Here is a 23381-nt window from a genome sequence, read left to right on the forward strand (position 1 = left end):
GATTGGGCTTTTCGCGACGGTTTCCCAGCGACGGCGTCGCAGTAAACCGACGGAGACCCCCGATTGTTCCAGCCGCGGACGGCCGGACATTGTTGCCGGCGGGCCGTTTGGGATAGGGTCTGCCGGCTATTCCATCCCCCGTTCCGCCCCAATCCCCTTCCCTCCCGAGAGGTCCGTCGGTCGTGCAGAGTTGGCTGGTCCTGGCCGTATCGGCGGCCTATCTGGGGGTGCTGTTCGCCATCGCCTGGTGGGGAGACCGGCGCACCGCGGGCGGGACGCTGGTGCTGTCCTCCCCGCGCGCGGCCGGCATCCTCTATGCGCTGACGCTCTGCATCTACAACACCAGCTGGAGCTTCTACGGATCGGTCGGGCGGGCATCGGCCAGTGGCTTCGATTTCCTGCCGATCTATCTGGCGCCGATGATCCTGCTGCTGGTGGCGCGGCCGGTGCTGACCAAGATCATCGCCATCACCAAGGCGCAGAACGTCACCTCCATCGCCGACTTCATCGGTGCGCGCTATGGCAAGAGCCAGGCAGTGGCGGCGCTGGTGACGCTGACGGCGCTGGTGGGGGTGCTGCCCTATATCGCGCTCCAGTTGAAGGCGGTGGCGGCCAGCTTTGACGTGCTGACCGCGCCCTCGCTGGCGTCCCCGGCAGCCCTGCCGCCGCCGATCTGGGGCGATACCGCCTTCGCGGTCGCGCTGTCGATGGCGGTCTTCACCATCCTGTTCGGCGTCCGCCACATCAACGCCAGCGAGCATCACCGCGGCCTGATGCTGGCCATCGCCTTCGAAAGCCTGGTGAAGCTGACCGTCTTCCTGGCGGTGGCGGCCTTCATCGTCTGGGGCATGTTCGACGGCTACACCGATCTGATCGGCCGGCCGCAGGCGGAGCCGCTGCTGTCGCCCAGCTTCTCCGACCCGACCTGGTGGTCGAACACGGCGATCTCGCTGATCGCCTTCCTCTGCCTGCCGCAGATGTACCATGTGATGACGGTGGAGAACGACAATCCCCGCCATCTGCGCGCCGCCGCCTGGATGTATCCGACATATCTACTGGCGCTCAGCGCGCTGATGATCCCCATCGCGGTGGCCGGCCTGATCACCTTCGGGTCCAATTCACATGGCGGTGACGGCATCAACCCCGACACCTTCATGATCACCCTGCCGATCGCGGCGGGGGCCAGCGGCTTCAGCCTGCTGTCCTTCATCGGCGGCCTGTCGGCGGCGACCGGCATGGTCATCGTCGCCGCTGTGTCGCTCAGCACCATGCTGTGCAACGACGTGGTGATGCCGCTGCTGCTCAGCCGCCCGCGCTTCGCCGCCCGCGTCGGCCGGCGCGACATGGTCGGCACGCTGCTGCTGGTGCGGCGTCTGTCGGTGCTGGGCATCCTGCTGCTGGCCTATGTCATGCACCGGCTGGTCGACCGCGATTACCCGCTGACCGTCATCGGCCTGCTGTCCTTCGTCGCGGTGGCACAGTTCGGGCCGGCCTTCTTCGGCGGGCTCTACTGGCCGCGGGCCAACCGGGTGGGGGCGCTGGCGGGGCTGGGCGCCGGCTTCCTGCTGTGGGTCTACACCCTGCTGGTGCCGTCGATGGCCCGCATCGTCCCGGTGCCCGACGCGCTGTTCGATGTCGGCCCCTGGGGCATCGGCTGGCTGCGCCCGCAGGCCCTGTTCGGGATCGAGGGGCTGGACCCCATTTCCCATGCCAGCCTGTGGAGCCTTCTCGCCAACCTGATCGCCTTCGTCGCCGGATCGCTGCTCGCCCGTCCCAGCGCGGTGGAGCGCACCCAGGCCGTCTTCTACACCACCGCCACCGCCGACCGGGACGACGACGACACCCCCCAAGCGCTCGCCAAGCTGGCCGACCTGCGGGCGCTCGCCATCCGCTTCGTCGGGGCGGAGCGCGGCAACGCCGCCTTCGACGCCTACGCCGCCAGAGGCGGCCTCCTCAACTCCGCCGGCCGCAAGGGCGAGGCGGGGCCGGCGGACCTCGACGCCGTCCGCTTCACCGAGACGCTGATCGCCGGCGCCATCGGCGCGGCGTCGGCGCGGGTGGTGATGGCGGCCTCGCTCCAGGGACGGTCGCTGTCGCGCGGCGACGCCATGGCGATGCTGGACGAGGCGTCGGAAGCGCTGCGCTTCAACCGCAAGCTGCTGCAGGCAACGCTGGAGAACATCGGCCAGGGCATCTGCGTGATCGACGCCGAGCACCGCATCGCCGCCTGGAACCACCGCTATCTGGAACTGCTCGACCTGCCGGCCGACATGGTGCGGGTGGGCGTGCCCTTCGCCGACCTGGTCCGCTTCAACGAGCGGCGCGGCGAATACAGCGCCCACGACATGAAGGCGCTTCTGACCAACCGCGACACCGCCAACCTGCAATGGCCCTACCGTTATGAGCGGCGCCGGCCCGACGGCACGGTGCTGGAGATCGTCGCCAACCCGCTGCCGGAGGGCGGCTACGTCTCCACCTACACCGATGTGACCGAGCGCTACCGCGCCGCCGAAGCCCTGCGCGAGGCCAACGAAAGCCTGGAGCACCGGGTGCAGGAGCGCACCGACGCCCTGCAGCAGGCCAAGGCGGAGGCCGAGGCGGCAAACGCCAGCAAGACCCGGTTCCTCGCCGCCGCCAGCCACGACCTGCTGCAGCCGCTGAACGCCGCCCGCCTGTTCGTCTCGGCGCTGGAGGAAAGCATCCGCGTTCCCCTGCCGACGGTGGAGCAGCGGGTGTCCGAATGCGGCATGATCGACAATGCCGCCGCGGCCCTGCGCTCCACCGAGATGCTGCTCGGCGGGCTGCTCGACATCTCCTCGCTGGATGCCGGCAATGTTCGGGTGCAGATGCGCAGCTTCGCCATTGACGAGCTGCTGGGCGGGCTGGGGGTGGAGTTCTCCGCCCTGGCGCAGGAACGCGGGCTGACGCTGAAGGTGGTCGGCTGCGGGGCGGCGGTGCGGTCGGATCCGCAGCTGCTGCGCCGGGTGCTGCAGAATTTCCTGTCCAACGCCATCCGCTACACGCCCAAGGGCCGGGTCCTGCTCGGCTGCCGGCGGCTGCGCGATCCAGTGCATGGCGACCGCCTGCGCATCGAGGTGTGGGACACCGGCCCCGGCATTCCCGAGGCCAAGCGGCGCGAGGTGTTCGAGGAGTTCCGCCGGCTGGGTGGCGCGGACGGCGGCGGCGATCCGGCCGACAAGGGGTTGGGCCTGGGCCTTGCCATCGTCGACCGCATCGCCCGGCTGCTCGGCCATCGGGTGACGCTGCGCTCCACCGTCGGGCGCGGCACCGGCTTCGCGGTGGAGGTGCCGATGGAGCAGGCGCGCGCCGCGCCGGTCGACCGCCCGGTCTCCGTCCCCGCCGCCCTTTCGGCCGGGCTTCTGGTGCTGTGCATCGACAATGAGGAGCCGATCCTGGCGGGCTTGCGTGCCCTGCTCGGCCAATGGGGCTGCCGGGTGGCGACGGCGTCGGACGTCGCCGGGGCGCTGGCGGCGCTCGCCCCCTTCGACGGTGCGCTTCCCGACGTGGTCTGCGTGGATTATCACGTCGGAGGCGGGCAGACGGGGCTTGCGGTTCTGCAGCGGTTGCGGGAATTGTGGGGCCGTCCGGTCAAGGGGCTGCTGCTGACCGCCGACCGGTCCGAAGCGGTGCGGGCGGAGGCGGAGCGTTGCGGCTGCGGCGTGCTCTACAAACCGGTGAAGCCGGCGTCGCTGCGCCGCTTCCTGAACGGGGCGGCCCTGCAGACGTCTGCGGTGGCCGAACGGTAAGGCCGGAACCGGACAAAAGCCGGACGGTCGCGAATGGGGGGAGTGCGGAAGCCATGGGCGAGGACAGCGCAGCGACGGAAGAGGCGACCGGCGAGCGAACGACCATCGTCATCGGCGACGACCACCCGCTGGTCCAGGCGGCGCTGCGCGACGCGCTGGGCAAGTCGATGCCGGAGGTGCGGGTGATCGAATGCCCGGACCTCGACTCGGTGATGGCCACGGTGGGGCGGCGGCCGGGCGACATCGACCTCGTGCTGCTCGACCTCAACATGCCCGGCACCCACGGCTTCGCCGGCCTGTTCATGATGCTGGCCCACCACCCGACCGTGCCTGTCGCCATCCTGTCGGCGCTTCAGGACTCCGACACCATCCGCCGGGCGCTGGCCTATGGCGCCTCGGGCTACATCCCCAAATCGCTGTCGATGCCGGCGATGGCCGACGCCATCCGCGCTATCCTGTCCGGCGAGACCTGGGCGCCGCCGCTGTCGGCCGCCTCATCCGAAGCCGACGAGGCCGACGCCGCCCGCCGCTTCGCCTCCCTCTCGCCGCAGCAGCTGCGCATCCTGACGATGATCGTCGACGGCAAGCTGAACAAGCAGATCGCTGGCGAGTTGAACGTGTCGGAGCAGACGGTGAAGGTCCACGTCTCCAGCATCCTGCGCAAACTGAACGTGGTCAGCCGCACCCAGGCCGCCGTCGTCGCCGGCCGTCTGGCGGTGGGCGGCGACGTGCTGCGGTAAAAGAAAGAGGTCAACCGCCCGTCCGCGGCCCGCCACCCAGTGTTTTCGAACGCAGGACGACCCAGGGCGTTTCCGACCCGCGGAACTCGCACATCGTCAGAAGCTGGTTGAAATCCCCGATTCCCCTGATGATCGGCGGAATGGTGACGGCAAGCCGGCTGAGATCGACGACTTCGACATCGTGGGTCGCATCGAACCGGCTGAGAAACCCGTCGAGGCGGCGGTTGGCATTGGGATGCACCTCGACGACCATGTCCATGTCGGCAAGCTGCGGGAAGCTGTCGGGGCTGAGGAGAGTGAATTCGCCACCCTCGATATCGCAGAACAGCAGGACCTTCTTTTCCACCGGCACGTCCGACTGACCCGGAACGAATTCCGCCCGCAGGACGATCCGGGACTCCAATCCATTGTCCGCCGCGACGACGGTGCAGGCGTCACGCAAATAGGGCTGGATTTCATAGGCGTGTACGACCGTATCGGGGAACATGCGCCCCAAACCGCAGGCGTAATAGCCTTCGGCGCAGCCAATGTTCAGGATGACCCCATAGCCGCGGTCACGCAGTCCCTCGATATGCGGCTGCAGATTCGCTTCGTAGGTCCCAAGCAGGCGGGGAAACAGGCTGCCCTCGAAAATTGGGGGATCATAGCTGAGACCCTCAAATATCCCACTTCTTACAGTCATTTGATTATTATTGAATAGCTGAAGGAAAAGAGCGAAGTGTTTGTATTGGGCCATCAGATCCAAAAATTCAGAGAGCCGGTTCGGATCGGCTTCGCTCTCTTTCCTGACAACCAAAACCCTTTCATAAATTTTTTTTAGCATTCTTTCGATTTGAGTTTTTACACGCACCGCATCTCTCCCGGTATATAGCTGGACAACTATAACCGACGGAGCGGGCAGATCACAGAAGGCGATGGAAATGCAGGATCTCGCTGCACGGTTTTCTTGCGCCTCCGCTTCTATGGGATTCGGATATGTTCCCTGTATGTGCTCGCTCTATGGCCGCCGCCGCCGCGAGTTGCTACTGTGTCTCCTCAGACCGCCGGAACGAAAGCCACGGGCCAGCAATGACCGCCCCTCCCACGCCGCCCAGCGTCTGCCGCGACTGCGCCGCCGCCCTGCCTGGCGCGGAATCGGGCGAGATGACGCGCTGCCCGAAATGCGACAGCCGGCGGCTGTTCCGCCATGCGGAGCTGCACAGCCTGTCCATCGGCCACATCGACTGTGACAGCTTCTATGCCACCGTGGAGAAGCGCGACCGGCCGGAACTGGCCAGCCGGCCGGTGATCGTCGGCGGCGACGACCATCGCGGGGTGGTGGCCGCCTGCTGCTATGTGGCGCGGATGTCGGGCGTGCGCTCCGCCATGACGATCCGCGAGGCGCTGGACCGTTGCCCCGACGCCACCATCATCCGCCCGAACATCGCGAAATATAAAGAGGTCGGCCATCAGGCCCGCGCGATCATGGAGGCCTTCACCCCCCTGGTGGAGCCGATCAGCATCGACGAGGCCTATCTCGACCTGACCGGCGTCGAGGACCGCCTCAGCATCAGCCCGGCCCAGGCGCTGGTGGAGATCGTCCGCCGGTTCGAGCGGGAGCTGCGCATCACCGCCTCCATCGGCCTCAGCTACAACAAGCTGCTGGCGAAGATCGCGTCGGATCTCGACAAGCCGCGCGGCTTCTCGGCACTGGGCCGGGCGGAGGCGGCGGGCTTCCTGGCGCCCAAGCGGGTCACCATCCTGTGGGGCGTCGGCCCGGCGCTGGAGCGCAAGCTGTTCGCCGACGGCATCACCCGCGTCGGCGACCTGCAGGACAAGGACGAGCATTGGCTGGTCAAGCGCTATGGCGCCATGGGCCGGGTGCTGTTCAACTATGCCCGCGGCGAGGATTCCCGCCGGGTGACCCCGGAGTCGCCGAGCAAGAGCATCTCGTCGGAGGAAACCTTCGACTGGGACGTCACCACCCTGCCCGCCCTGGCGCAGGAGTTGCGGCCGCTGGCCGACAAGGTCGCCCGCCGGCTGGAGCGCGAAGGGCTGCTGGGCCGCAGCGTGGTGCTGAAGCTGAAGACCAAGGATTTCCAGCAGTTGACCCGCTCCCGCCGGGTGGAGCCGACCCGCTCGGCGGAAGCGATCCTCGCCGCCGGCATCGCCCTGCTGGAACGCGAGGTGGACGGCCGCGCCTTCCGCCTGATCGGCATCGGCTGCACCGACCTGACCCACCCGGAAACCGCGCCGGATCCGGAACTGGACCTGTTCGGGTGACCACAGGGAATCAGTCGGCGGAGTCCTCCAGCGCCGGCAGGCTGCCCGGACGCACCACGCTGCGGATGGCGAAGCTGGACTGGATGCGCTGGACGCCGGGCAGGCGCGACAGCGAGTCCTTGTAGATGCGGTCGTAGTCGGCGGGGTCCTGCGCCACCACCCGCAGCAGGTAATCCGAACTGCCCGACAGCAGGTAGCATTCCCGCACCTCCGGACAGCGGCGGACGGCGGCGTCGAAGCGGCGCAGATATTCGTCGGTCTGGCGTTCCAGCGTGATCTGGACGATGACGATGACCGACCGCTCCTCGTCCGCCGTCTCTATGATGGCGGTATAGCCGCGGATCACGCCGGAATGCTCCAGCATGTGCAGGCGGCGCAGGCAGGCCGATGGCGACAGCCCGACCTCCGCCGCCAGCTTGGCGTTGCTCATCCGGCCGTCCTTGCGGAGAAGGCGCAGGATCTTGTGGTCCAGGGCGTCCAGGGCGTGCATGCAACTTTGTTCGAAGATGTGGAGGATTATGCGAAAGCTCCACCACACTATGGGGGATTCATGCAAGGCTTTGCAGAGATTCACCCCGTTCGACGGCCTTATAGTGGCTTTTGTGAGACAATCAGCCCAACCGATGGTTTCACTGGAGACCGGAGCAGTTCGGCCGGATCGCTTGGGCGAAGGATCGGATCGAGGAGATCTCGTATGGTTGGTTCCCGCATGGTTACGCGCATCGGCGTTCCCAAGGAGATCAAGAACCACGAATACCGGGTCGGCCTGACGCCCGCCTCGGTCCGCGAACTGGCGGCGGACGGCCATGCCCTGCTGGTGCAGAGCGGCGCCGGCGCCGAGATCGGCTTTTCCGACGAGGCCTACCGCGCAGCGGGTGCCGAGATCGCCGGCACCGCCGAAGAGGTGTTCGCGAAGGCCGACCTTATCGTGAAGGTGAAGGAACCGCAGCCGGCGGAATGTCGCAGGCTGCGGCCGGATCAGGTGCTGTTCACCTACCTGCACCTCGCTCCCGATCCCGAACAGGCCCGGCTGCTGATGGAAAGCGGCTGCACCGCCATCGCCTACGAGACCGTCACCGACCGCGCCGGCCGCCTGCCGCTGCTGGCGCCGATGTCGGAGATCGCCGGCCGCATGGCGATCCAGGTCGGCGCCGTCGCCTTGCAGAAGAGCAACGGCGGCTCCGGCATCCTGCTGGGCGGCGTGCCCGGCGTGCTGCCCGGCAAGGTGCTGGTCATCGGCGGCGGCGTGGTCGGCGCCAACGCCGCCCGCATGGCGATGGGGCTGGGTGCCGACGTGACCATCGCCGACCGTTCCATGCCCCGGCTGGCCCAGCTCGACGACCTGTTCGGGCCGCGGCTGAAGACCGTCTATGCCTCGGCCGACACCCTCGACCGGCTGGTCGCCGACAGCGATCTGGTGGTCGGCGCCGTGCTGGTGCCGGGGGCGGCGGCGCCGAAACTGGTGCGCCGCGACCAGCTGGCCGGCATGCGCCTCGGATCGGTGCTGGTGGACGTCGCCATCGACCAGGGCGGCTGCTTCGAGACCAGCCACGCCACCACCCATTCCGAACCGACCTATGTGGTGGACGGGGTCGTCCATTACTGCGTCGCCAACATGCCGGGCGCCGTCGCCCGCACCAGCACGGAGGCGCTGAACCACGCCACCCTGCCCTTCGTCCAGGCGCTGGCCGGCAAGGGGTGGAAGCGGGCGCTGGCCGAGGATCCTCACCTGCTGGAGGGACTGAACGTCCATGCCGGACACTTGACCTACGCGGCGGTCGCCGACGCCCTGGGGCAGCCCTTCACCGACCCCCGCGGGCTCGTCGGCTGAACATGTGAACAGCTGTTGACAAAGAACTGAACGGAATTTTGCCGAAATCAGCTTTTTGGAAATTTCGTTCTGAAATCGACCGTAACGGCGCGAGGAATGTTGTTTTTTTCCGCCGCAGAAAAGAGAGTGTTGCGCCTACGGATCAAGTTGCTTTACCTGTCTGTGACAAGAAAAAGGGCAGCATCCGCCACCAGCACCAAAGTGCCGGGGTGAGAGGCCAAGAACAGAATAGAACAGGGTAAGGCTCGGCGCCTTTCGCCGACTGGGCTGGGCCGGACGGCCGTTCCGTCCGATCCGGCCGATTCACAACAGGTTTGCCCGGCAGCCATGCCGGTGGGGACGCCACGGCCGCAGGCCGTGCCGCGCAAGTGGGAGCTGTTGACCATGGCCGAACGACGGAATGCCGCCCGGGTGCGGGACCGCGCCCCCGCGACAGTGTCGCGCGTCCGGATGACAGTGTCGTGCGTCCGGATGACGTCGCCGCGCGTCCTGATGGCCGTTGGTCCGATTCCGGGCCGCCGGACCATTCCGGCCCTCCACATGCAGACCCGCACGGGTCCCCCAATCCGCCTTTGACCGAAGCCCCGCCGGATCCCGCATCCGGCGGGGCTTCGGCAAGAACCGGGTGCGGCGGCGGGGTTCCAAGCGTCCCCTGCCTTGGTCTTGGATGTTCTCCCCCGTTCATCCGGATCGGAACTCCGCCGCCGCACACGGCTCAATCCAGGTTTCAAGTGCCAAGCATAGGGCACCTAGTTTCGAGTGCCTGCCTATTCGGTGATCTGGGAGAGTGGGAGAAGAGCGCCTGATGGATTATTTCATACAGCAATTGATCAACGGCTTGTCGCTTGGGGCGATTTACGGCCTGATCGCGATCGGCTACACGATGGTGTACGGCATCATCGGGATGATCAACTTCGCCCATGGCGAGATTTACATGATCGGCTCCTTCGTGGCGCTGATCACCTTCCTGGCCATCGGCGCGCTCGGCATCACCTGGGTGCCGCTGGCCCTGCTGGTCATGCTGCTCGCCTCCATGCTGTTCACCAGCGTCTATGGCTGGACGGTCGAGCGCATCGCCTACCGGCCCTTGCGCTCCTCGCCCCGGCTGGCGCCGCTGATCTCCGCCATCGGCATGTCGATCTTCCTGCAGAACTACATCCAGCTCCTCCAGGGCGCCCGCTCCAAGCCGCTGCAGCCCATCCTGCCCGGCAACCTCACCCTGATGGACGGCGCCGTCTCCGTCAGCTACGTGCGCCTCGCCACCATCGTCATCACCCTGGTCCTCATGGTCGGCTTCACCATGCTGATCAACCGCACCTCGCTGGGACGCGCCCAGCGCGCCTGCGAGCAGGACAAGAAGATGGCGGGGCTGCTCGGCGTCAACGTCGACCGCGTCATCTCGCTGACCTTCGTCATGGGCGCCGCGCTCGCCGCCGTCGCCGGCATGATGGTGCTGCTGATCTACGGCGTCATCGACTTCTACATCGGCTTCCTCGCCGGGGTGAAAAGCTTCACCGCGGCCGTGCTCGGCGGCGTCGGCTCGCTGCCCGGCGCCATGCTCGGCGGCGTGGTCATCGGCCTGATCGAGGCCTTCTGGTCCGGCTATGTCGGCTCCGAATGGAAGGACGTCGCAACCTTCTCCATCCTCGTCCTCGTCCTGATCTTCCGGCCCACCGGCCTGCTCGGCCGGCCCGAGATCGAGAAGGTGTAAGCGCCATGACCATGCACTCCAACACCGTCTCGTCCGCCGCGGGCGGCGCTGCCCGCGGCGTCGACTGGGCCGCCACCGTCAAGGACGCCGGCCTCGCCGCCTTCGTGGCATTGCTGCTGACCGTGCCGCTGGTCGGATTGCGCACGGTGGACCGTCCCACCGGGCTCGGCATCGAAGCCCGGCCGGAGGAGGTCGTCGCCTCGCTGCTGCTGGTCTTCTTCGGCCGGCTCGGGCTTGGGCTGATCCGCCAGGGCATGGCGCTGCCGGTGCTGATCCTGGCGCTGATCTGCGCCGGCGTCGGGCTGCTGCTGCCGATGCCGACCCAGGTGCTGCGCCTGGTGCTGGTGCTGGGCGGCGGCGTCATCGCCATCCGTGCCGCCATGACCGTCGCCACCGGCCGCTCCAAGCTGTCCCAGGCCGACCGCGACAAGCGCATGGACCGCATCGCCGCCAAGGTGCAGCACGCCAGCCGCTACATCGGCCCGGTCGCTGTCGCCTTCGCCGCCGTGCTGCCGCTGACCCCGCTGGCCGACCGCATGATCCTGGACATCGGCATCCTGCTGCTGACCTACATCATGCTGGGCTGGGGCCTGAACATCGTCGTCGGGCTGGCCGGCCTGCTCGATCTCGGCTATGTCGCCTTCTACGCGGTGGGCGCCTATAGCTACGCGCTGCTGGCGCATTACTTCGGCCTCAGCTTCTGGGTCTGCCTGCCGCTGGCGGGCGTGCTCGCCGCCATCTCCGGCGTGCTGCTGGGCTTTCCCGTCCTGCGGCTGCGCGGCGACTATTTCGCCATCGTGACGCTGGGCTTCGGCGAGATCATCCGCATCATCCTGGTCAACTGGTACCAGTTCACCGGCGGTCCCAACGGCATCTCCGGCATTCCGCGGCCGAGCTTCTTCGGCATCGCCGACTTCTCGCGCAGCCCGGCCGACGGCATGGCCGCCTTCCACGAGATGTTCGGGCTGGAGTTCTCGCCGCTGCACCGCATCATCTTCCTCTACTACCTCATCCTGGCCTTGGCGCTGGTGGTGAACCTGTTCACGCTGCGGGTGCGCAAGCTGCCGCTGGGCCGGGCGTGGGAAGCGCTGCGCGAGGACGACATCGCCTGCGCCTCGCTGGGCATCAACCGCACCAACATGAAGCTGGCGGCCTTCGCCATCGCGGCGATGTTCGGCGGCTTCGCCGGCTCCTTCTTCGCCACGCGCCAGGGCTTCATCAGCCCGGAGAGCTTCACCTTCATCGAGTCGGCGATCATCCTGGCCATCGTGGTGCTGGGCGGCATGGGCAGCCAGATCGGCGTGGTGGTCGCCACCCTGCTGGTGATCGGCCTGCCGGAAGCGTTCCGCGAACTGGCCGACTACCGCATGCTGGCGTTCGGCGCCGGCATGGTGGTGATCATGCTGTGGCGTCCGCGCGGCCTGCTGGCCCACCGCGACCCGACCATCCTCCTGCATGGCGGCAAGAAGCCGATCCCGGCGGGAGCCGCGAAATGAGCGCCGTCATGAGTGAAAAGCCCCTGCTGACCGTCGAACACCTGACCATGCGCTTCGGCGGCCTGGTGGCGAACAACGACGTGTCGTTCGAGGCGCGGGCGGGCGAGATCACCGCGCTGATCGGCCCGAACGGCGCCGGCAAGACGACGCTGTTCAACTGCGTCACCGGCTTCTACACCCCCACGGTGGGGCGGCTGACGCTGCGCCATCCCACCGGCAAGGAGTTCCTGCTGGAGCGGATGCCGGGCTACCGCATCGCCCAGCTGGCCGGGGTGGCGCGCACCTTCCAGAACATCCGGCTGTTCAGCGGCATGAGCGTCCTGGAGAACCTGATCGTCGCCCAGCACAACAAGCTGATGCGCGCCTCGACCTTCGCCATCGGCGGGCTGCTGGGCTTCCCCAGCTACCGCAAGGCCGAGCATGAGGCGGTGGAACTGGCGAAATACTGGCTGGAGCGGGTGCGGCTGACCGAGTTCGCCGACTGGGAGGCCGGCAACCTGCCCTACGGCGCCCAGCGCCGCCTGGAGATCGCGCGCGCCATGTGCACGGAGCCGGTGCTGCTGTGCCTGGACGAGCCGGCGGCCGGCCTGAACCCGCGCGAGTCGGCGGAGCTGGCCGAGATCCTGACCTTCATCCGCGACGTCCAGACCCCGCAGGGTCACCGCACGGGCGTGCTGCTGATCGAGCATGACATGAGCGTGGTGATGCGCATTTCCGACCATGTGGTGGTGCTGGACTATGGCCGGAAGATTTCCGACGGCGATCCGGAGCATGTGAAGAACGACCCGGCGGTGATCCGCGCCTATCTGGGCGAGGACGAGGACGAGGCGCTGCCGCCGGAGATCGCCGCCGACCTGAACATGCCGCAAGAAGCGCAGAAGGGGGCCTGAGCCATGCTGAAGGTATCGGGCGTCCACACCTTCTACGGCGCCATCGAGGCGCTGAAGGGCATCGACATCGAGATCGGCGCCGGCGAGATCGTTTCGCTGATCGGCGCCAACGGGGCGGGCAAGTCGACGCTGCTGATGACGATCTGCGGCAGTCCCCGCGCGCGCCAGGGCCGTGTGTTCTTCGAGGGCGAGGACATCACCGACCTGCCCACCCACGAGATCGTGCGGCGCGGCATCGCGCAAAGCCCGGAAGGGCGGCGCATCTTCCCGCGGATGACGGTGCTGGAGAACCTGCAGATGGGCTCCATCGTCGCCCAGCCCGGCAGCTTCGAGCGCGAACTGGAGCGGGTTCTGACCCTGTTCCCGCGGCTGAAGGAGCGCATCAACCAGCGCGCCGGCACGATGTCGGGCGGCGAGCAGCAGATGCTGGCGATCGGCCGCGCGCTGATGAGCCAGCCGCGTCTTCTGCTGCTGGACGAGCCGTCGCTTGGTCTGGCGCCGCTGATCGTGAAGCAGATCTTCCAGGTGATCCAGGAGATCAACCGGGAACAGAAGATGACGGTGTTCATGGTGGAGCAGAACGCGTTCCACGCGCTGAAGCTGGCGCACCGGGCCTATGTGATGGTGACGGGCAAGATCACGATGACGGGGACGGGGGCGCAGCTTCTGGCCGACCCGGAGGTTCGCGCGGCTTATCTGGAAGGGGGCCACTGAGATGGAAACGATCCTTGGCTCTTCGGTTCCGGTGTTCGTGTTCCTGACGGTTCTGGTGTTCGGCGGCTGCGGCGTGCTGACCGGCCAGACGCTTGCCGAAGGGTGGAAGCCGGTGTCGAGCGTTCTGGCCTACTCGCTCCTGCTGGGGCTGGGCGACCGCTTCCTGGCCTGGGGCCTGTTCGGCGAGCAGTTGCTGTCGCTGTGGGGCTTCATCGTCCACACGGTGGTGATCGGGCTGATCACCCTGACCGCCCACCGCATCGCCATCGCCCGGCGCATGGTCAACCAGTATCCGTGGCTCTACGAGACTGCCGGCCCCTTCGCCTGGCGGGAGCGCAATCCGGCCCGCGGCTGAAGCCGTCCAATCCTGGAGTGAGTCGGTTCCTGTAAAGAGCCGCCCCACTCCAGGACAAGGAGCGACCGGAAAAAGAACTCAGGTCGGACAACCGACAGTCCCGGCATGGAAAGACGCCGCTTCGTCAAAGCGACGGCGGCGTCTTATTTTTGGCCGAGACGTCTCACGACTTTGGGATTGCCCGTATAGGACGTAATCTTCCGAAAGTCAGAGAAGAACATCATGGCGCCCGCATCGGCGCCCTGTTACAATACCATTTAAATTTTGCAATTCGTTGACGCTTCGACAGTGAGCGCCGGCCCTGCCGGCGGCGCGTCGTCGTGCCCTGGCGGTGCAGTGCTTCACCCTGGCGGGCGGCGGTCGGAGAGGAGCGAAGGCGGCATGGGAAGGGGCAAGAGCATGGCAGTGGACAAGGCGGCCGCATCCCGGCCGCGGCGGTTCTGGAGCATCGGGCGCAAGGTGACGGCGGCCTTCGTCGCGGCCATCGTCGGCGGCTTCATCGTCATCATGGGGCTGCAGGCCAAGATGCAGTATGACGACGCGGTGCGGCTGGCGACGCATGACGCCCGCGTGAAGACGGACATGCTGGCCAACGCCACCAAGACCAGCTTCGTCGCCGGCGACGGCGCCTCCATCGAGACGGAGTTCATGCCGCTGGCCGACAGCAGCGAGGTGCAGCTGGCCTCGCTGCGCGCCGCCTCCGCCGCCGGCACGCTCGCCGACTTCTCCAACCCGCGTTTCGCCAAATACGACCTGAAGGCCGACCAGGATCTGGTCGAGGCGGTGCTGGCCGGCAAGGGGGCGCAGACACGCTCGGCCAAGGGCCACATCGTGGTGACGGTGCCGGTGGTGACCGGCAAGAGCAACCGGCTGGTCGGCGCCCTGCAGATCGCCTGGAGCCTGGACCAGCAGATCGACGCCATCGCCACCCAGATGCGCAACCAGATCGCCATCTGCCTGATCGCGCTGGTGGTTCAGATCGCCCTGCTGAACGTCCTGCTCGGCCGGATCGTCATCCGCCCGCTGCGCGCCATGTCGGCGGCGATGGCGACGCTCGCCGGCGGCGACACGGCGGTGGAGGTCCCCGGTACCGGCCGCTCCGACGAGATCGGCGCCATGGCCGGCTCGGTCACCGTCTTCCGCGACAACGCCCGCGCCATAGACCGCATGCACGCGGTGCAAGCCGAAGCCGATGCCAGGGCGGAGGAGGCTAAGCGCGCAGCCCTGCTCGACCTTGCCGACCGATTCCAGGGCACGGTGAAGCGTCTGGTGGAGGGCATCGCCGAGTCCGCGTCCGGCATGGCCGACAGTGCCGACCGCATGGCCGTGGTGGTGGGCGAGGCCTCCAGCCAGACCCGCAATGTCGCCCGCGAATCCGACGACATCCAGTCCAATGTCCGCTCCGCCGCGGCGGCGGCGACCGAACTCGCCGGCTCCATCGGCGGCATTTCCGAGCAGGTCGGCCATTCCGCCCGCATCGCCGGGGAGGCGGTGTCGCACGCCGACCGCACCAACGCCACCGTCCAGGGGCTGATCGCCAATGCCGAGCGCATCGGCCAGGTGGTCGGGTTGATCCACGCCATCGCCAAGCAGACCAACCTGCTGGCGCTCAACGCCACCATCGAGGCGGCGCGTGCCGGAGAGGCCGGAAAAGGCTTTGCAGTCGTGGCGACCGAGGTGAAGGGGCTGGCCGACCAGACCGCCAAGGCCACCGACGAGATCGCCGCCCAGGTCAACGCCATGCAGTCTGTGACCCGCGAGGCGGCCGACGCCATCGGCGCCATCGGCAGCACCATCACCGAGATCGACGGTATCGCCGGCACCATCACCCAGTCGGTGCAGGAACAGAACGCCGCCACGCGGGAGATCGCCCGGGCGGTGGAGATGGCGGCGCTGGGCACCCAGGACGTGTCGGCGACCATCGCCGCGCTCGCCCATACGGCGGAGAGCGCCGGCAGCACGGCGCTGGGCGTGCAGGACGCCGCCCGCGGCCTGTCCGGCCAGACCCGCGCGCTGGCGGCCGAAGTCGACCGCTTCCTGGCCGAGGTGCGCCAGCAGGCGACGGGGACCTGAAGCCCCTCTCCCCTCTCCCCTCGCGGGAGAGGGGTTGGGGTGAGGGGGCGCAAACTCAATATTTCCAACGGTCTGCGGCCACCGCCCCCTCATCCCAACCCGCGAGTCGGCAAAACGCCGTTGGCGTTTGGCCGATCCCGCCCCGCAAGGGGAGAAGGGCATCCGAAGCAGATCGTCGTCGCTCGCCCTGAAAAAGCGATTACCCTCTCCCGCCCCGGGAGAAGGAGGGAAGACCCGGCGTTGCCGGTCGGGAAAGGACAGGATCGCTCCGAGCAATCCGCAACCACACCGATCCTCGGAGCACCCCTCACCCTCCCGCCGCACCGCGGCGGGTCCCTCCCTCTCCCGGGGCGGGAGAGGGTGTTTTCAAGACCTTACGAGAAGGCCTGCAGGCCCGTCTGCGCCCGGCCCAGGATCAGGGCGTGGACGTCGTGGGTGCCTTCGTAGGTGTTCACCGTCTCCAGGTTCACCATGTGGCGGATGACCTGGAACTCCTCGGAGATGCCGTTGCCGCCGTGCATGTCGCGGGCGACGCGGGCAATGTCGAGCGCCTTGCCGCAGTTGTTGCGCTTGATCAGCGAGATCGCCTCCGGCGACCAGCTGCCGTCGTCCATCATGCGGCCGACGCGCAAGGCAGCCTGCAGGCCCAGCGTGATCTCCGTCATCATGTCAGCCAGCTTCTTCTGCACCAGCTGGGTCTGGGCCAGCGGACGGCCGAACTGCTTGCGGTCCAGCGTGTACTGGCGGGCGGCGTGCCAGCAGAACTCCGCCGCACCCATCACGCCCCAGGCGATGCCATAGCGCGCCTTGTTCAGGCAGCCGAACGGACCGCCCAGGCCCGACACGTTGGGCAGCAGGTTCTCGTCGGGGACGAAGGCCTCGTCCAGGACGATCTCGCCGGTGACCGAGGCGCGCAGCGACAGCTTGCCCTCGATCTTCGGGGTCGAGAAGCCCTTGGTCCCGCGCTCCACCACGAAGCCCTTGATCTTGTTGTCATGGGCGTCCGACTTCGCCCAGACGACGGCGAGGTCGGCGATGGGGGAGTTGGTGATCCACATCTTGGAGCCCGACAGCAGATAGCCGCCGTCGACCTTGGTGGCGCGGGTCTTCATGCCGTTGGGGTCGGAACCGTGGTCCGGCTCGGTCAGGCCGAAGCAGCCGATCAGCTCGCCGGTGGCCAGCCGCGGCAGCCACTTCTTCTTCTGCTCCTCGCTGCCATAGGCGTAGATCGGGTGCATGACCAGCGAGGACTGCACCGACATCGCCGAGCGATAGCCGCTGTCCACCCGCTCCACCTCGCGGGCGACCAGACCGTAGGCGACATGGCTAACGCCCGGCCCGCCATACTCCTCCGGGATGGTCGGGCCCAGCAGGCCCAGCTCGCCCATCTCGCTCATGATCTCGCGGTCGAACCGCTCCTCGCGGAAGGCGGAGATGACGCGGGGCTGCAGCCGGTCCTGGCAGTAGGCGCGGGCGCTGTCGCGCACCAGCTTCTCATCCTCGGTCAGCTGGGCTTCAAGGAGGAAGGCGTCGTCCCACTGGATGCTCTGCACGGTGCGTCTCCTGGTCAGGTCGTATGGCGGTTCGCCGCCGGTTGCCGATTTGGCCGGTCATCGATTGAACCGCACTGTGCCGTGCCGGCGCCATACCTGCAAACACATATTTTCTATCCTAGCCATAACGATACGATATGGCTTAAGAAAAACAGTCGGCACCACCACCGGTCCTACAAAAGTTTTAACGTGATGCTTACGATTACCTATGCAATTTTGCCGATGGCGCCCTGACCGCCATCCATCCATTGGACATCCCGCCCGTGTTTGCTGCACTGCAACCAATAACCGCCCTTGCCGGTTTCCCTCTTTTGCTGGGCCTTGCTTTGCTTACGCTTCTGCACGAAGACGTTGCAATTGCGGTGGGGGCCAGCCTGGTCAGCGTCGGCACCGTCAGCATCGGCGTGACCGCCATCACATTGCTGTGCGGGATCGTTATCGGCGACCTTTTCATTTATGTCCTCGGACTGTTGTCCCTGCGCGTCAGTTGGATCCGGCGGCGGACCGAGGGCCCGATGCTTGAGCGCTGCCGTACGGCATTGCAGAAGAACCTGCTGCCGACGCTGGTGACTTGCCGGATCGTGCCCGGCGTCCTGTTCCCGACCTACTTCGCCTGCGGCGTGATGCGGGTGCCGTTCCTGCGCTTCATCGTCATCACGCTGGTGACGGCGGGGGTGCATGTCGGGCTTCTGCTGACGCTGATGACCTCGTCGCTTGAGGCGGCGGCGGTCCAGGTGCAGGTGATCGGCATCGGCTGCGCGGCCCTGCTGGTGCTTCTGCGCACGCGGCGCGCCCGGTCCGTCGCCGGCGCCCTGTGCGCCCGCATCCGGACAAAGGCGGAGCCGCATCTGCCCCGCGGCCTGCGCGACGCGCTGCACTGCAATCCGACCCCGCGCGACATCGCCCTGCCCGGCCTGCCGGTGGTGCCGGCCGGCGCCCCCACCATCGGCTGGGCGGAGCGCATCCCGCCCCTGCTGTTCTACATCCCGCTGGTGGTCCAGTGGTTCGCGCTGGGCATCCGCTACCGCAGCCTCAGCCTGCCGACCGCCGCCAACCCGTCGATCGAGGCCGGCGGGCTGCTGGGCGAATCGAAGATCGCCTGCATGGACCTGATCGGTCCGGCGGCGCGCCGGTGGGCCGCGTGCTCCGTGGCGCTGGTCAACCGGCCATCGCTGACCCCGGCGGCGCTCGACATGCTGGCGTCGGGCGCCGGCCTGTCCTTCCCGCTGGTCGCCAAGCCGGACATCGGCTGGCGCGGCATCGGCGTGCGGCTGGTGCGCGATTCCGCCGACCTGCGCGCCTATCTCGCCGGCTTCCCGGCCGAGGCGCGGGTGATCCTGCAGGAGCATGTGGATTACGCGGGCGAGGCCGGCATCTTCTATGTCCGCAAGCCGGGCGAGCGGCACGGCCGCATCTTCTCCATGACCTTCCGCTATTACCCCCATGTGGTGGGCGACGGCCGGTCCAGCCTGCGGGAACTGATCGCCGCCGACCCGCGCGCCTCGTGGAAGGCCGACCTGCATCACGAGGCGCTGGCCGACCGGCTGGACGAGGTGCCGGCGGCGGGCCGGACGGTGCGGCTGTCGCTGGTCGGCAGCAGCCGGGTCGGCGGGCTCTACAAGGATGCCTGCGGCCATGTCACCGCGACGCTGACCGCGCGCTTCGACGAGATCGCCGACCAGATGCCGGGCTTCCATTTCGGCCGTTTCGACGTGCGCTTCGCCTCGGTGGAGCGGCTGGCGGTGGGCGAGGATTTCCGCATCATCGAGGTGAACGGCGCAGGAGCCGAGGCCATCCACATGTGGGATCCGGACTTCCGGCTGGCCGACGCCTACGCCACCCTGTTCCACCAGCAGGCCCTGATGTTCGAGGTCGCAGACGCCTGCCGGGCGCAGGGCACAAAGCCGCTGACCGCCTGGGAGCTGATCAGCTACCAGCGCCGCCAGCAGACCTTGCTTCCGCTCTATCCCGCCTCCAACTGATCTGTCCACCGGCCAAGATCAAGCGGAGGCGCGATGCGCCGCAGCCTCACCCATCTCCGCAACCGCCCATCGCTTTCCAGCGCATTGGCTGTGGCCCTCGCCTCCGGGGCCGCAGCGGCCCTGTGGTTCCGTCCGTCCACCGCCCTGCTGACCGGCTGGGATTTGGGCGTCACCGTCTACATCCTGATGGCGGGTTTCCTGATGAGTCGGGCGACCGTGGCATCGATTCGCCGCCGGGCGCGCTTGCTCGACCCCGGCAAATGGGGCGTGCTGATCGGGTCGGTTCTGGCCTCGCTCATAGCGCTGGCCGCCATCGTGGTGGAGCTGGTGTCGGCCAAGGGCTCCCCCCATGAAGGGCTGTCGGCGGGGCTGGCTGCTGTGACGGTCCTGCTGTCCTGGGGCTTCCTGCACGTCTTCTTCGCCCAGCACTACGCCCACGACTATTGGCTGAACGGCGGACCGCAGGGGGAGGCGACGGGGGAGGCGAAGGGGGAGCGGTCGCTGGACTTTCCCGGCAACGACGCTCCCGACTATCTGGAATTCCTGTATTTCAGCTTCACCATCGGCATGACGGCGCAGGTCTCCGACGTCACCACCCGCAGCGCCGGCATGCGCCGGCTGGTGCTGATGCACGGCGCGCTGTCCTTCCTGTTCAACACGGCGGTGCTGGCGCTGGGCGTCAATCTGGCGGCCGGGCTGGTCGGCTGACGGGACCCCTTCCGGTCCCGTCGCCAAGGTCGCGTCACAGCGCCGTCAGCACCTCGTCCAGCGTGGCGAGGAACAGCTTGGCATCGTCGGAGGAGAACACCAGCGGCGGACGGATCTTCAGGATGTGCCCTTCCTGCCCGGTGGCGCTGATCAGCACCCGGCGCCGGCGCATGTCGTTCACCACGCGGGCCGTCTCCTCCGGCGCCGGCGTCTTCAGCTTGCGGTCGCGCACCATCTCGACGCCGATGAACAGGCCGCTGCCGCGCACGTCGCCGATCAGGTCGTGCTTGGCGGCGAGCGCGCGCAGGCCGTCGATCATCTCGGTGCCGACGGCCAGGGCATTCTCCTGCAGCCGGTCCGTCTTGATGACACGCAGCACGGCCAGCGCCACCGCGCAGGACACCGGGTTGCCGCCGAAGGTGTTGAAATAGCGCTGGCTCTTGCCGAACGCCTCGATCACCTCCGGCCGGAAGATGGCCCCCGCCACCGGGTGGCCGTTGCCCATCGGCTTGCCGACCGTCACGATGTCGGGCACCAGCCCGTGGCGGGCGAAGCCCCACATGTGGGTGCCGAGCCTGCCGAAGCCGGGCTGCACCTCGTCGGCGATGAAGAGGCCGCCGGCCTTGCGCATCGCCTCCACCGCCGGGGCGAGGAAGCCGGCCGGATCGGTGAAGACGCCGCTGCTGGAGAAGATGGTGTCGACCAGCAGCGCCGCCGGGGCGATCCCCTTCTCGCGCAGGTCGGCGATGGCCGCCTCCACCGAGCGGGCGAAGGCGGCGCTGACCTCCGATTCCGGGATGCGGTAGCCGTCGGGCGCCGGCACCACGCGGACATGGTCGCCCAGCTTCACCGCGGCCCCCAGCGAAGGCGACATCTCCGCCAGCGCCGAGGTGACGCCGTGATAGGCGTTGTGGGCGATGACGACGCCGGTTCCGCCGGTGTGGACGCGGGCGACGCGCAGGGCCAGATCGTTGGCCTCGCTGCCGGTGCAGGTCAGCATCAGGTGCGACAGCGGCGTCGGGAACTCCGCCAGGAAGGCTTCGGCGAAGTCGAGGATGCCGTCGGTCAGATAGCGCGTGTGGGTGTTCAGCACGGCCGCCTGCTTCGCCATCGCCTCCACCACCTCCGGCCGGCAATGCCCGACCGAGGCGACGTTGTTGTAGGCGTCCAGATAGCGGTTGCCGTCCGCGTCATAGAGGTAGGAGCCCTCCCCCCGCACCACATGGATCGGGTCGGCGTAGAACAGCCGGTAGGCCGGGCCGAGCAGCGTCTCGCGGCGGGCGATCAGGGCGCGCTCGCGCTCCGGCAGGGATCCGGCGGAGTCGGGCGCGTAGGCGTTGATCATGGTCATGACGGGTCACACTCTCTGGCAGGCGAGATGGAGCAGGCGGTGCGCGGTGGCGGCCTCGTCGCCGGTCAGCTTTTCCAGGCCGGCATAGGCGCGTTCGGAATTCCGCAGGATGTAGGGGGCGTTGTCCGGATATTCGGCCGCCCTCCAGCCGGTGATGCCGATGGTCAGCGCCAGCCGGGCCGCCACCAGATCGGGCAGCAGGTCTACCTCTTCCGGCGTCAGCGGCAGCACGGCGGTGTAGGCGCGGGTCATCTCGACCAGGGAGCCGAAAGGCGTCTCGCCGCTGGTGACGTGGTAGGCCAGCGCCGTCGCCAGATCATTGACCAGCGGCGCCTTCAGCGCGTCGCCGAAATCGATGATCCCGGTGACCGCCTCGTGCCCGACCGGATCGACCACCGCGTTGTGCGGGTTCAGGTCGTTGTGGATCACCTGATGCCGCAGGGCGGGCAGCCGCGGCGCCACCTGCCCGGCGAAGCGGGCGACGAAGCGCTCCACCATCCGGCGGCGCGGGCCGTCGGGCAGATAATGCAGCCGGTCGGCCACGCCGGCGGTGCGCGTGATGTCCCACAGCAGATCGCGCTCCGAGCCGGCATGCTCGTAATCGGCCAGCGCCAGATCCAGCCGGGCCAGCGTCGCCCCCAGCGCCCGCATCTGCCCCGGTGAGGCCGGCGCCGCATGGAGTGGCGTGCCCTCCAGATAGGTCAGCAGCCGCAGGACCATGGCCTGTCCATCGATGCGGACCGTCGCCTGGGAGTCCCCGTCCAGGGTCGGCACCACCCGCGGCACCGGCAGGGACGGGTCGCGCGCGGCGACATGCTGCATCGCCCCGGTCTGGAAGCTGGTGACGAGCTGCGGTTCCGCCGGATTGGTGAACTTCAGCACATAGCCCTGCCCTCCGGCGGCGGCGATGTGGAAGTTGCGGTCGCGCTCGCTGCTCAGGGTCCGGACGGTGCCGGTCACCCCGAAGCACCGCTGCATCATGGCGCCCGCCTCGTCGGGGGAGATCGGCGGCGCGGCGGTGGTCAGAACGTCACCGGGTGTCATGGCCGATGTCTCCTTGTGGTTCGAGGCATTCAATGTTTGATGCATCATCTTCATGGATGGACCGGAACTCGGAAACTGGGGGCTGGCGGCCGGATCAGGAGACGAGCGCGGCCGGGGCTGGAGTCGGGGCGGGGGCCGGGATCTCGGCGTCGATCCGCTCCAGGATCGGACCGCTGGCCAGCAGGATGTCGGCCTGGATGGCGATGGCGGCGGCCGGGCCGTCGTGACGGCGGATGGCGTCCATCAGCGGGTAGTGATGGTCGATCATCGTGCGCCCCGCCCCGCCATAGACGTCGGCGATCAGCGGTCCCATCTGCAGCCACAAACGCCGCAGGATGTCGCCGAGCACCGGCATGTCCGCGATCTCCGCCAGCGTGAAGTGGAAGATCTGGTTGAGTTCGGTGGCCAGCGCGGTGTTGCCGGCGGCCATCGCGTCCTCGTTGCGCGCCAGCAGGCTTTCCAGGGCGGCGATCTGGGCGGCGGTTGCCTTCCCGGCGGCGCGGGCGGCGGCCATCCCCTCCAGGCTGACGCGGATGTCGCGGATCTCCAAATAGGCGGCGCGGGTCAGCATCGGAACGCGGATGTCGCGCGGTGAGCGCAGCACCAGCGCCTGATCCTGCACCAGCCGCAGGATGGCGTCGCGCACCGGCGTGACGCTCGTCCCCAGCCGTTCGGCCAGATCGCGGATCTTCAGACGGTCGTTCGGCTTGAACGCCCCCTTCATCAGCGCCTCGCACAGCTTCTGATAGATCGTGCCGCCGAGATTGTCATGTTCGAGAAGGGTAAGATCGAATCCGCTCATCGTCTGCCCGCTCACCCATCCTTCGACGTTCTCTGTATGATGCATCATAATGACCAAGGCTCGGCCGAGGGTCAAGACGAACCATCCCGCCGGACGCCGGAC

At 67.9% G+C, this 23381-nt stretch carries 18 protein-coding genes; 12 read left to right on the forward strand and 6 right to left on the reverse strand.

The window, feature by feature from the left end; translation table 11 throughout:
* The first annotated feature begins 182 nt into the window (after positions 1 to 182).
* Both ACWPKK_RS27120 and ACWPKK_RS27125 read left to right on the forward strand, forming a co-directional pair.
* Entirely contained in the window at positions 183 to 3767 is a 3585-nt protein-coding gene (locus ACWPKK_RS27120; protein WP_452010625.1) for a hybrid sensor histidine kinase/response regulator, read from the forward strand.
* 53 nt (positions 3768 to 3820) lie between these two features.
* The gene (locus tag ACWPKK_RS27125; protein ID WP_452010628.1) at positions 3821 to 4507 is read left to right on the forward strand and encodes a LuxR C-terminal-related transcriptional regulator; all 687 of its coding nucleotides are present in this window, start codon (positions 3821 to 3823) and stop codon (positions 4505 to 4507) included.
* Between the two features lie 10 nt (positions 4508 to 4517).
* Here ACWPKK_RS27125 and ACWPKK_RS27130 read toward each other — a convergent pair whose 3' ends face one another.
* Positions 4518 to 5357 (reverse strand): hypothetical protein, encoded by an 840-nt coding sequence (locus ACWPKK_RS27130; RefSeq protein WP_452010631.1) that lies wholly within the window; start codon positions 5355 to 5357, stop codon positions 4518 to 4520.
* Positions 5358 to 5575: 218 nt separating this feature from the next.
* On the opposite strand from ACWPKK_RS27130, the gene ACWPKK_RS27135 reads away from it, so the two are divergent.
* Positions 5576 to 6769: a DNA polymerase IV gene (locus ACWPKK_RS27135; RefSeq protein ID WP_452010634.1), complete on the forward strand. Its 1194-nt coding sequence runs from the start codon at positions 5576 to 5578 to the stop codon at positions 6767 to 6769.
* Between the two features lie 10 nt (positions 6770 to 6779).
* On the opposite strand, the gene ACWPKK_RS27140 is transcribed toward ACWPKK_RS27135, so the two are convergent.
* A complete protein-coding gene (locus ACWPKK_RS27140) occupies positions 6780 to 7259 on the reverse strand; it encodes an Lrp/AsnC family transcriptional regulator (protein WP_452010637.1) in 480 nt (159 codons plus the stop codon).
* Between the two features lie 219 nt (positions 7260 to 7478).
* Between ACWPKK_RS27140 and ald the strand changes: the two genes are divergently transcribed.
* The 7 genes from ald to ACWPKK_RS27175 all read left to right on the forward strand — a co-directional run bounded on the left by ald (position 7479) and on the right by ACWPKK_RS27175 (position 15839).
* On the forward strand, positions 7479 to 8600 hold the full coding sequence (gene ald / locus ACWPKK_RS27145) for an alanine dehydrogenase (protein WP_452010798.1): 1122 nt from the start codon (positions 7479 to 7481) through the stop codon (positions 8598 to 8600).
* 805 nt (positions 8601 to 9405) lie between these two features.
* Complete coding sequence (locus tag ACWPKK_RS27150) at positions 9406 to 10311, forward strand: ABC transporter permease subunit (RefSeq protein ID WP_149227013.1); 906 nt, start codon at positions 9406 to 9408, stop codon at positions 10309 to 10311.
* Between the two features lie 5 nt (positions 10312 to 10316).
* Positions 10317 to 11807, forward strand: coding sequence for a high-affinity branched-chain amino acid ABC transporter permease LivM (livM, locus tag ACWPKK_RS27155; RefSeq protein WP_452010642.1), 1491 nt, complete (start codon positions 10317 to 10319; stop codon positions 11805 to 11807).
* Positions 11808 to 11815: 8 nt separating this feature from the next.
* Positions 11816 to 12697 carry an ABC transporter ATP-binding protein gene (locus ACWPKK_RS27160; RefSeq protein WP_452010644.1) on the forward strand — a complete coding sequence of 294 codons (882 nt, stop codon included), beginning with the start codon at positions 11816 to 11818 and terminating at the stop codon, positions 12695 to 12697.
* 3 nt (positions 12698 to 12700) lie between these two features.
* Positions 12701 to 13411 carry an ABC transporter ATP-binding protein gene (locus tag ACWPKK_RS27165; RefSeq protein ID WP_014189439.1) on the forward strand — a complete coding sequence of 237 codons (711 nt, stop codon included), beginning with the start codon at positions 12701 to 12703 and terminating at the stop codon, positions 13409 to 13411.
* Between the two features lies 1 nt (position 13412).
* Positions 13413 to 13766: a DUF6867 family protein gene (locus tag ACWPKK_RS27170; protein ID WP_452010649.1), complete on the forward strand. Its 354-nt coding sequence runs from the start codon at positions 13413 to 13415 to the stop codon at positions 13764 to 13766.
* A 399-nt stretch (positions 13767 to 14165) separates the two neighbouring features.
* Positions 14166 to 15839, forward strand: coding sequence for a methyl-accepting chemotaxis protein (locus ACWPKK_RS27175; RefSeq protein WP_452010652.1), 1674 nt, complete (start codon positions 14166 to 14168; stop codon positions 15837 to 15839).
* 374 nt (positions 15840 to 16213) lie between these two features.
* Here the strand turns inward: ACWPKK_RS27175 and ACWPKK_RS27180 are convergent, their stop codons facing one another.
* Positions 16214 to 17392: an acyl-CoA dehydrogenase gene (locus tag ACWPKK_RS27180; protein WP_452010655.1), complete on the reverse strand. Its 1179-nt coding sequence runs from the start codon at positions 17390 to 17392 to the stop codon at positions 16214 to 16216.
* A gap of 362 nt (positions 17393 to 17754) precedes the next feature.
* Between ACWPKK_RS27180 and ACWPKK_RS27185 the strand changes: the two genes are divergently transcribed.
* Entirely contained in the window at positions 17755 to 19374 is a 1620-nt protein-coding gene (locus tag ACWPKK_RS27185) for a VTT domain-containing protein (protein WP_452010658.1), read from the forward strand.
* A 33-nt stretch (positions 19375 to 19407) separates the two neighbouring features.
* Positions 19408 to 20082: a DUF1345 domain-containing protein gene (locus ACWPKK_RS27190; protein ID WP_452010661.1), complete on the forward strand. Its 675-nt coding sequence runs from the start codon at positions 19408 to 19410 to the stop codon at positions 20080 to 20082.
* Positions 20083 to 20116: 34 nt separating this feature from the next.
* On the opposite strand, the gene ACWPKK_RS27195 is transcribed toward ACWPKK_RS27190, so the two are convergent.
* The 3 genes from ACWPKK_RS27195 to ACWPKK_RS27205 all read right to left on the reverse strand — a co-directional run bounded on the left by ACWPKK_RS27195 (position 20117) and on the right by ACWPKK_RS27205 (position 23279).
* Entirely contained in the window at positions 20117 to 21433 is a 1317-nt protein-coding gene (locus tag ACWPKK_RS27195) for an aspartate aminotransferase family protein (protein WP_452010668.1), read from the reverse strand.
* A 6-nt stretch (positions 21434 to 21439) separates the two neighbouring features.
* Positions 21440 to 22477, reverse strand: coding sequence for a phosphotransferase (locus ACWPKK_RS27200; RefSeq protein WP_452010671.1), 1038 nt, complete (start codon positions 22475 to 22477; stop codon positions 21440 to 21442).
* A 94-nt stretch (positions 22478 to 22571) separates the two neighbouring features.
* Positions 22572 to 23279 (reverse strand): GntR family transcriptional regulator, encoded by a 708-nt coding sequence (locus ACWPKK_RS27205; RefSeq protein WP_452010674.1) that lies wholly within the window; start codon positions 23277 to 23279, stop codon positions 22572 to 22574.
* Positions 23280 to 23381: the final 102 nt, after the last annotated feature.

Source organism: Azospirillum largimobile, from assembly GCF_977007025.2.